Below are 10,126 nucleotides of genomic sequence, written 5' to 3' on the forward strand. Positions count from 1 at the left end.
CTGCTCGGGGCGTAGGCCAAGGCCGTAATGGCGTTCTGCTTGTCGCCCGTGCCGGGCAGGCGGAGGGGTTGCGGGAAATGAAGAGGGCGCCAATCAGGCGCCCTCGGTTTGCCCCGTCCATGAACGGCGAGGCGATGAACGTAGGGATGCTCAACCGATGGTGATCGGCGGCAGCTCCTTCAGTTCTACGGTCTCCTGCTTGCGTGGCGCGAGCACTTCCGCCTCGCCATCGACCACCTGCTCATCGTTCTGGTTGAACACGCGGGTGGCGATGCGCACGCGGTTCTTCGGCAGCTTCTCGAGGATTTCCAGGCGCACGGTCAGGGTGTCACCGATCTTCACCGGACGGGTGAATTTCATGGTCTGGCCGAGATAGATGGTGCCCGGGCCCGGCATGGTGCAGGCCACGGCGGCGCTGATCAGCGCGCCACTGAACATGCCATGGGCGATGCGCTCCTTGAACAGCGTACCGGCCGCGAACTCGGCATCCAGGTGGACCGGGTTGCGATCGCCGGACATGGCCGCGAACAGCTGGATGTCCTTTTCCTCTACGTGTTTTTCGAAGCTCGCCTGCTGGCCGACTTCCAGTTCGGCGTAGGGCGTGTTGCTGATGGTGCTCATGGACAGTCCTCAGATGCTGGGGCGGGGCGCGTCAACTGCTGCGCCTGATCGAATCAGGTTCCGCGCAACCGGCACAGCCCGGTACTTGCGCGCTGGGGCTGCATTCTAGATGCATGCAGCACGATTGTCCCGGGTGCAGGCCGTCCCGGCAGCGTGACGAAAGATTCACGGCAGTGATTTGTGGGGCTTGGACTGTTGCGTCGCGACGCTGACCTGATAAGTTCGCCAGAGCCCGCTGTGCGCGGGCCAGACACTCTCAGGTAAAGAGGCCAATAACAATGCAGCCTGAATTCTGGAATGACAAACGCCCTGCTGGCGTGCCCAACGACATCGATCTAGGTGCTTACCGCTCGGTCGCCGAAGTGTTCGAGCGAGCCTGCAAGACCCACGCGGACCGCCCCGCATTCAGCAATATGGGTGTCACCCTCAGCTACTCCGATCTGGAGCGCCACTCCGCCGCTTTCGCCGCCTGGCTGCAGCACCACACCGATCTGCAACCCGGCGACCGCATCGCCATTCAGATGCCCAACCTGCTGCAGTATCCCATCGCGGTGTTCGGTGCGCTGCGTGCCGGCCTCATCGTGGTCAATACCAACCCGCTGTACACCGCGCGGGAGATGCGCCACCAGTTCCAGGATTCCGGCGCGCGGGCGCTGGTGTATCTCAATACCTTCGGCCACCACGTGCAGGCGGTGCTGCCCGATACCGCCATCGAGCACCTGATCGAAGTGCGCATCGGCGACATGTTGCCGCCGCTCAAGGGCGCGCTGGTCAATGCGGCGGTCAAGCACCTGAAGAAAATGGTGCCGGATTACAGCCTGCCGCAAGCCGTTTCCTTCAAGGATGTGCTGCGCGACGGCGCACGCCACAGCCACAAGCCCGCGCCGCTGGAGCTCGACCACGTCGCCGTGCTGCAGTACACCGGCGGTACGACCGGTGTGGCCAAGGGCGCGATGCTGACCCACGGCAACCTGGTGGCGAACATGCAGCAGGTGCGGGCCAACATGCAGCAGCTGGACGATCAGGGCCACCCGGTCATCCGTGAAGGTCAGGAAGTGATGATCGCGCCGCTGCCGCTGTATCACATCTACGCCTTCACGGTTAACTGCATGTGCATGACGGTGACCGGCAACCACAACGTGCTGATCACCAACCCGCGGGACATCAATGGCTTCGTCAAGGAACTGCAGCGCTGGCAGTTCTCCGCATTCCTCGGGCTCAACACGCTGTTCGTCGCGCTGATGGCTCACCCGCAGTTCAAGAAGATCGACTTCTCCCGGCTCAAAGGCACCAACTCGGGCGGCACTGCCCTGGTTTCGGCAGTCGCCGAACGCTGGAAGAGCCTGACCGGCTGCACCGTTGTCGAAGGCTACGGCCTGACCGAAACCTCGCCGGTCGTCTGCGCCAATCCTCATGGCGAACATTCGCGCCTCGGCACGGTGGGGCTGCCGGTGCCCGGTACCACGGTCAAGGTAATCGACGACGAAGGCAACGCCTTGCCGCTCGGCGAGCGCGGCGAGCTGTGCGTCAAGGGGCCGCAAGTGATGAAGGGCTACTGGCAGCGTCCCGAAGCTACGGCCGAGGTGCTGGACGAGGAGGGCTGGCTGAAGACCGGCGACATCGCGGTGATCGACGAGGACGGGTTCGTCAGCATCGTCGACCGCAAAAAGGACCTGATCATCGTCTCCGGTTTCAACGTCTACCCCAACGAGATCGAGGACGTGGTGATGGCTCACCCGAAGGTCGCCGCCTGCGCCGCTATCGGTGTCGCGGACGAGAAATCCGGCGAGGCGGTCAAGCTGTTCGTCGTGCCCAGCGATCCGACCCTCACCCAGCAAGAACTGCAGGCTTATTGCCGGGAGAATTTCACCGGCTACAAGATGCCGCGGCACTACGTTTTCCGCGATGCATTACCGATGACGCCGGTGGGCAAGATCCTGCGCCGCGAGTTGCGTGAAAGCGCCTGATAACGACAGGCGCAGCCCGCAGAGGGCGGCTCAAATTGAGTGACCGGGACATATGTTCCGGTCACTTTATGTCGAATCAACGCGTTCCGGACTCTGTTCGCTCCTGGGCAAAGCTGCTAACCTCGGGCACGCTTTTAGCCCGATTAGTGGTACAAAAGTTAACAAATCACAACAAAACAGCTGCCATCGCGCAGTAATAAAGCTGTTGCTTAGGAGTGGGGTTCATGACCGATAACTTCTGGAAGGATAAGTATCCTGTTGGTGTCTCCAGCGAGATCAATCCCGACGAGTATCAGAACATCCAGGCTGTGCTCAAGCAGTCTTGCGAGCGTTTCGCCGACAAGCCGGCCTTCAGCAATCTCGGCAAGACCCTGACCTATGGTGAGCTGTACAAGCTGTCCGGCGATTTCGCCGCCTATCTGCAGCAGAACACCGATCTTCAGCCCGGCGACCGTATCGCCGTGCAGCTGCCCAACCTGATCCAGTACCCTATCGTGGTGTTCGGGGCCATGCGCGCCGGCCTCATCGTGGTCAACACCAACCCGCTGTATACCGCGCGGGAAATGGAACACCAGTTCAACGACGCCGGCGCCAAGGCGCTGGTCTGCCTCGCCAACATGGCGCATCTGGCCGAGGAAGTGCTGCCCAAGACCGGCATCAAGCACGTGGTCATCACCGAAGTCGCCGACATGCTGCCGCCGCTCAAGCGCATGCTGGTGAACGCGGTGGTCAAGCATGTGAAGAAGATGGTCCCGGCCTACAGCCTGCCGAAGGCGGTCAAGCTCAACGATGCGCTGGCCCTGGGCCGCGGCAAGGCAGTGCGTGACGCATCGCCTAGCAGCGATGAAGTCGCCGTGCTGCAGTACACCGGCGGTACCACTGGCGTCGCCAAGGGCGCGATGCTGACCCACCGCAACATCGTCGCCAACATGCTGCAGTGCAAGGCGCTGATGGGTTCGAACCTCAATGACGGCAGCGAGGTTCTCATCGCCCCGTTGCCGCTCTACCACATCTACGCCTTCACCTTTCACTGCATGGCGATGATGCTCAGCGGCAACCACAACATCCTGATCTCCAATCCGCGCGACCTGCCGGCGATGATCAAGGATCTGTCCAAGTATCGCTTCAGCGGCTTCGTCGGCCTCAACACGCTGTTCGTGGCGCTGTGCAATAGCGAGGACTTCCGCAAGCTGGATTTCTCTGCGCTCAAGGTCACCCTGTCGGGCGGCATGGCGCTGCAGCTGGCGACGGCCGAGCGCTGGAAGCAGGTGACGGGTTGCCCCATCTGCGAAGGCTACGGCCTGACCGAAACCAGTCCGGTGGCCTCGGTCAATCCGATCGAGCACATCCAGATCGGCACCATCGGCATTCCGGTTCCTTCGACGCAGTTCAAGGTCATCAATGACGATGGCCAGGATCTGGCGCAAGGCGAGATCGGCGAGCTGTGCATCAAGGGCCCGCAGGTGATGAAGGGTTACTGGCAGCGCCCCGAGGCCACTGCCGAAGTGATCGACGCCGAAGGTTGGTTCAAGTCGGGCGATATCGGTGTCGTTCAGGAAGACGGCTACATTCGCATCGTCGACCGCAAGAAGGACATGATTCTGGTCTCCGGTTTCAACGTCTATCCCAACGAGCTGGAAGACGTGCTTGCCGGTCTCCCAGGGGTGCTGCAGTGCGCCGCCATTGGCGTGCCGGACGAGAAGTCCGGTGAGGCGATCAAGCTGTTCGTGGTGGTCAAGCCGGGGGAGAGCCTGACCAAGGAGCAGGTCATGCAGCACATGCACGATAACCTGACCGGCTACAAGCGCCCGAAGTCAGTGGAGTTCCGCGATAGTCTGCCGACCACCAACGTCGGCAAGATCCTGCGCCGTGAGTTGCGTGATGAAGAGTTGCGCAAGCTGGGCCACAAGAAGTAGGTACTCGTACCTCGACGAAAAAACCCCGCCTCGGCGGGGTTTTTTCGTTTTTGCGAACAGCGTTCATCGGCAGCGCCCGTCACAGCTTGAATTAGCGCTTGGTAGCGTTCTCCTCGTTATGTAGTCGGTGGCACAATGGCACTACTTAACCGCGTTTTTCATGGGGGATTTCCAGATGCTGTCATCACTACGGTTGCGAGTGAAACTGCTCTTGCTTGCCCTTGGCCCGATTCTGCTGCTCGCTGTCCTGCTCAGCGGCGTTGCGGTGATCGAGCTGCAGGATCTGGCTGACCAGCAGGAAACGCAGACCCGCGCCAGTCTCATCCGCGACCGCCGCGCCGAACTCGAAAGTTACGTGCAGCTCGCCCGCAATGCGATTGCGCCGATCTATGAGCGCTCCGCCGAAGGCAACCTGCAGGCCCGCGATCAGGCCGTGGCGCTGCTGGAAGGGCTGACCTACGGCCGCGAGGGCTACTTCTGGGGTTACGACGGGCAGTCCGTTCGCGTGTTCCAGGGCGCGACCCGCGAGCGTATCGGTGAGAAATTTGCCGACTTCAAGGACCCGAATGGCGTGTATGCGATTCGTGAACTGGTCAAGGCGGGTCAGAACGGTAGCCACTACGTCGACTACAGTTTCGCCGTGCCGGGCAGCAATGCACTGGTGCCCAAGGTCGGCTATGCCGAGTACCTGCCGAAATGGAACCTGGTATTCGGCACTTCGCTGAACCTGGATGACGTCGAGCGCGATGTCGGTGAGGCTCGGGCAGCCTTCCAGGCGCGCATCGACAGTCTCACGCTGATCATGCTTGGGTCCGCGCTGCTGCTGCTCATCCTCGTTGCCGTGCTCGCGGTGCTGATGAGCAATGCCATTCTGCGGCCGCTGCTGCAGATCAAGCAGAACCTCGACGACATGGCCGAGGGCGATGGCGACCTGACTCATCGCCTGCCGGTTACCAGCCGTGACGAGCTGGGTGAGTTGTCGGCATCGTTCAACCGCTTCGTCGAGAAGATCCACGTGCTGGTGCAACAGGTCGCCGGAACCACCGCGCAGCTGACCGGCCTGGTGGGTGAAGTCGCCAGCCAGGCGCAGCGTTCGGAGCACGCCATGGCCGATCAGCGCAGCGAAACCGACCAGGTGGCCACGGCAATCAACGAGATGTCGGCCGCTGCCCACGAAGTGGCGATGAGCGCCCAGCGTGCCGCCGAGGCCGCGCGCGAAACCGATCAGCAGGGCCTTGCGGCCAAGCAGGTCGTAGACCAGAGCATTCACCAGATTCACGAACTGGTGGGCGAGCTGCGCGGCAGCGGCGAGTCGCTGGAGGGGCTGCAACAGGACGTGAAAGGCATCGTCGGTGTGCTCGACGTGATTCGTGCCATTGCCGAGCAGACCAACCTGCTGGCGCTCAATGCCGCCATCGAGGCAGCCCGTGCCGGCGAGGCGGGGCGTGGCTTCGCGGTGGTGGCTGACGAGGTAAGGGCGCTGGCCAGCCGCACGCAGCAGAGCACCGGCGAGATTCAGGGCATGATCGATCGCCTGCAGAACGCAACTTCGAACACCGTCAGCACCATGCTGCGCGCCGGTGAGAAAGGCGAGAGCACTCGTGATCACGCCAATCAGGCCGGGGAGTCTCTGGATGCCATCTCCGCACTGATCGGCACCATCAATTCGATGAACGCGCAGATCGCCGCCGCCGCCGAAGAGCAGACCGCCGTGGCCGAGGAGATCAACCGCAGCGTGCACCATACGCCGACGCGGTGGACGGTGTGGCCAGCGATGCCGCCCAAGGCGCGCAAACCGCACGTGAACTCAATGGTCTGGCGGAACAGCTCCAGCGGTTGGTGGGACAGTTCCGCATCTGATCGACAAGCCGCTCTAGGACGGGCCATCACGAAACCCTGCCATGCAGGGTTTCGTCGTTCATTGGGGTAAAGAAAGCTCCCGCCAGGTCGACAACCCGAAGGTACTTGCGCAATTGGTGCTTAAGTGGCGCCTGTTTTTTGTCGCAATTTCTCTTGCTACAAGTACCTAAAGGAATCGATCAGAATGCTCTCCAATCTTCGTTTACGAATGAAGCTGCTGTTGCTCACGCTGGGCCCGATTCTACTGCTCTCCATCCTCCTCAGCGGCATCGCCGTCTATGAATTGCGCGCACTGGCCGAACAGCAGGAAGAGCACACCCGCAAGAGCCTCATTCAGGATCGGCGTGCCGAGCTCAAGCATTACGTCGAGCTTGCGCGCAATGCCATCGGGCCGATCCACGAGCGCTCCGCCGAAGGCGACATGCAGGCGCGCGATCAGGCGGTGGCCATTCTCGAGCGGATGTCCTATGGCAAGGACGGCTATTTCTGGGGCTATGACTCCCAGGCCGTGCGCATCCTGCAGGGCAACACCAAGGACAAGATCGGCCAGAGCTTCTACGACTACCGTGACCCGAACGGTGTCTACGCCATTCGCGAGCTGGTGCGCGCCGGCCAGGACGGCAGCCACTACGTCGACTACAGCTTCGTGCTCGGTGACAGCAGTGTGCTGGTGCCCAAGGTCGGCTATGCCGAATTCCTGCCCAAATGGAACATGGTCTTCGGCACATCGTTGAACCTGGATGGCGTCGAGCGCGACGTGCAGGCCGCGCGGGCAGAGTTTCAGGAGCGCATCGACGGGCTGGTAGCCATCATGCTGGTTTCGGCGTTCGCGCTGCTGGCGTTGATGGCGCTGCTAGCCGTCTTCATGAGCAATGCCCTGCTCAGTCCGCTGCTGCTGATCAAGCGCAATCTGGATGACATGGCCCAGGGCGACGGCGACCTGACCCAGCGACTACCGATCACCAGCCAGGATGAACTGGGTGAGCTGGCCATGTCGTTCAACCGCTTCGTCGAGAAGATCCATTCGCTGGTACAGCAGGTCGCCGGCACCACCACGCAATTGAGCGGGCTGGTCGGTGCGGTGGCCAGCCAGGCGCAGCGCTCGGAACAGGCCATGGCCGACCAGCGCAGCGAGACCGATCAGGTCGCCACGGCGATCAACGAGATGTCGGCCGCGGCCCACGAGGTCGCGATGAGCGCCCAGCGTGCCGCCGAAGCGGCGCAGCAGACCGATCAGCAGGGCGTTGCGGCCAAGCAGGTAGTCGATCAGAGCATCCGCCACATTCACGAACTGGTGGGCGAGCTGCGTGGTAGCGGTGAGTCGCTGGAAGGGCTGCAGCAGGACGTGAAAGGCATCGTTGGTGTGCTTGACGTGATCCGCGCCATCGCCGAGCAGACCAACCTGCTGGCGCTCAATGCGGCCATCGAGGCAGCCCGTGCCGGTGAGGCAGGTCGCGGTTTCGCCGTGGTCGCCGACGAAGTACGTGCCCTTGCCAGCCGTACTCAGCAGAGCACCGGTGAAATCCAGGGCATGATCGACCGTCTGCAGAGCGCCACTTCCAACACCGTCGCCACCATGTTGCGCGCTGGCGAGAAAGGCGAGAGCACCCGTGACCAGGCCAACCAGGCGGGTGAGTCACTGGATGCGATCTCCGCCCTGATCGGCACCATCAACTCGATGAACGCGCAGATCGCCGCCGCCGCCGAAGAGCAGACCGCCGTGGCCGAGGAGATCAACCGCAGCGTGCACCACATTGCCGATGCGGTGGACGGTGTGGCCAGCGACGCCGCTCAGGGAGCCCAGACCTCCCGCGAGCTGAATGGACTGACCGTGCAACTGCAGCAGCTGGTCGGTCAGTTCCGAATCTGATTCGACGCTCTCCGGCGGCAGGTGCAACGCCTGTCGCCGTTGCTGAACGGCGCTGTTTCCAGCGCCGCTCCGCCAGGAGTCACTAAAGCGCCTTGATGAAGTTCCCTGCAACCCGATCAACGGTGCTACCGGCGGGCGGCTGTCTCAGAACCGAGACGGTAGCCGTTCGGTCTAGCTCCCTATGGCCGCGTCCGCTGAAAGCAGTAGGGGACGATGGCGCAAGCCACAGGCGGCCTGCCCATCAATCCGTTGCAAGGATGAGTTACCCATGCACAAAAAAAACAATGCTGTTCGGGTAGTTGCTTCTCTCGCATTACTTACCGGCAGTGTCGCGTTTGCGGCGCCGCAGGTAGACACCCCGCAATTCAACGACTTCTGGACGCCGGACAAGCCCAACGCGGCGTTGTGCCGTTCGCCCTTGCTGGTCGGCACTCCGGTCGGTTTGCCGCGCTGCATGCAGGCGAGCAACGTCATGAAGCACCTGGAGGCGTTGCAGGACATCGCCACGATGAACGACGGCAATCGTGCGTCCGGTCAGTCCGGTTATCAGGCGTCGATCGACTACGTGCGCAGCCGCCTGCAGCGCGCCGGTTATCGTGTCGAAGTGCAGGCCTTCCCGTTCCTTGCGTTCTATCCGGTCAGCCCCGGCACGCTGAGCGCCGTGGCGCCGCAGCCGGCCCAGTACGTCTGGGAGGAGGATTTCACCTACGCCGATCAGACCGATCCGGGCAATGTCACCGCACCGGTGGTGCCGGTCGACCTGGCTCTCGGCGCTGGCAACACCTCCACCAGCGGCTGTGAGCCCGAGGACTTCGCCGGCTTCCCGGCCGGTGCCATTGCCTTGATGCAGCGCGGCACCTGTCCGTTCGGGCAGAAGGCGAGCAATGCCGCGGCGGCCGGTGCGGCTGGCGCCATCATCTTCAACCAGGGGGACACCGAGGACCGCAAGGGGCTGCTGGTCGCAACCCTGGGCGAGGACTACAGCGGCGGAATCCCGGTGATGTTCTCGACCTACGATAACGGCGTGGCCTGGTCGCAGACCGCGGGGCTGCAACTGAGCATGAACGTCGACGTGGTGCGCGAGCAGACCGAGACCTACAACCTGCTGGCCGAAACGCGCCGCGGCGATCCGGGCAACGTGGTCATGGTCGGCGCGCACCTGGACTCGGTGTTCGAAGGGGCGGGCATCAACGACAACGGCTCGGGCAGCGCCGCGCTGCTGGAAATGGCGCTGCTGATGAGCAAGGCGCGGCCGGAAAACAAGGTGCGCTTTGCCTGGTGGGGCGCGGAGGAGTCCGGCCTGGTGGGCTCGACCTACTACGTCACGCAGCTACCGGACGAGGAGAAACAGCGCATCAAGGCCTATCTGAACGTCGACATGATCGGTTCGCCGAACTACGCCAACTTCATCTATGACGGCGATGGCTCCGACTTCGGCCTGCAGGGGCCCCCCGGCTCGGCCGCCATCGAACGCCTGCTGCGCACCTACTTCCAGCTGCGCAACGCGCCGTCTGAAGGCACCGAGATCGACTTCCGCTCCGACTACGCGCAGTTCTTCGAAGACGGCATCGCCTTCGGCGGTCTGTTCACCGGTGCCGAGGACATCAAGACCGAGGAGCAGGCGCAGCGTTACGGCGGCGCAGCCGGCCAGCCGTTCGATCCGTGCTATCACAACGAATGCGACAACCTCGGCAATATCTCCACCGAGGCGCTGGAGTTGCACGGTGACGCGCTGGCCTTCGCCACCAGCTGGCTGTCGCTGTCGACCCGGATGATCGATGACGAGATCGCCGCGGCGGCTGAGCAGAGCATCGGCAGCATGCGCATCCAGCAGGTGCAGGAGAAGTCGCGCTGGGGTCACTGGATCCGTTGATCGGCTGAATACCGCGCCG

General features: G+C 62.8%; 5 protein-coding genes and 1 pseudogene. 5 read left to right on the plus strand and 1 reads right to left on the minus strand.

What is annotated here, in order from left to right; all coding sequences use genetic code 11:
- Window positions 1–150: 150 nt before the first annotated feature.
- Entirely contained in the window at window positions 151–621 is a 471-nt protein-coding gene (locus LO50_RS11545) for a MaoC family dehydratase (protein ID WP_014821189.1), read from the minus strand.
- Between the two features lie 278 nt (window positions 622–899).
- On the opposite strand from LO50_RS11545, the gene fadD2 reads away from it, so the two are divergent.
- From fadD2 to LO50_RS11570, 5 genes and pseudogenes are all read left to right on the plus strand, one after another.
- Window positions 900–2,588, plus strand: coding sequence for a long-chain-fatty-acid--CoA ligase FadD2 (gene fadD2, locus LO50_RS11550; protein ID WP_044315075.1), 1,689 nt, complete (start codon window positions 900–902; stop codon window positions 2,586–2,588).
- A gap of 224 nt (window positions 2,589–2,812) precedes the next feature.
- Window positions 2,813–4,504 carry a long-chain-fatty-acid--CoA ligase FadD1 gene (gene fadD1, locus LO50_RS11555; protein ID WP_044315076.1) on the plus strand — a complete coding sequence of 564 codons (1,692 nt, stop codon included), beginning with the start codon at window positions 2,813–2,815 and terminating at the stop codon, window positions 4,502–4,504.
- A 175-nt stretch (window positions 4,505–4,679) separates the two neighbouring features.
- Window positions 4,680–6,364 (plus strand): annotated as a pseudogene (locus LO50_RS11560) (methyl-accepting chemotaxis protein).
- Between the two features lie 184 nt (window positions 6,365–6,548).
- Window positions 6,549–8,234, plus strand: coding sequence for a methyl-accepting chemotaxis protein (locus LO50_RS11565; protein ID WP_014821185.1), 1,686 nt, complete (start codon window positions 6,549–6,551; stop codon window positions 8,232–8,234).
- 268 nt (window positions 8,235–8,502) lie between these two features.
- Window positions 8,503–10,107, plus strand: coding sequence for a M28 family metallopeptidase (locus LO50_RS11570; RefSeq protein ID WP_044315077.1), 1,605 nt, complete (start codon window positions 8,503–8,505; stop codon window positions 10,105–10,107).
- The last annotated feature ends 19 nt before the right edge of the window (window positions 10,108–10,126 follow it).

Origin of the sequence: Stutzerimonas stutzeri (assembly GCF_000935215.1) — a bacterium.
Lineage (GTDB): Bacteria > Pseudomonadota > Gammaproteobacteria > Pseudomonadales > Pseudomonadaceae > Stutzerimonas.

Coding starts and splice junctions, on each gene's coding strand:
- LO50_RS11545 (WP_014821189.1), bottom strand. CDS start 621: ATGAGCACCATCAGCAACACGCCCTACGCCGAACTGGAAGTCGGCCAG.
- fadD2 (WP_044315075.1), top strand. CDS start 900: ATGCAGCCTGAATTCTGGAATGACAAACGCCCTGCTGGCGTGCCCAAC.
- fadD1 (WP_044315076.1), top strand. CDS start 2,813: ATGACCGATAACTTCTGGAAGGATAAGTATCCTGTTGGTGTCTCCAGC.
- LO50_RS11565 (WP_014821185.1), top strand. CDS start 6,549: ATGCTCTCCAATCTTCGTTTACGAATGAAGCTGCTGTTGCTCACGCTG.
- LO50_RS11570 (WP_044315077.1), top strand. CDS start 8,503: ATGCACAAAAAAAACAATGCTGTTCGGGTAGTTGCTTCTCTCGCATTA.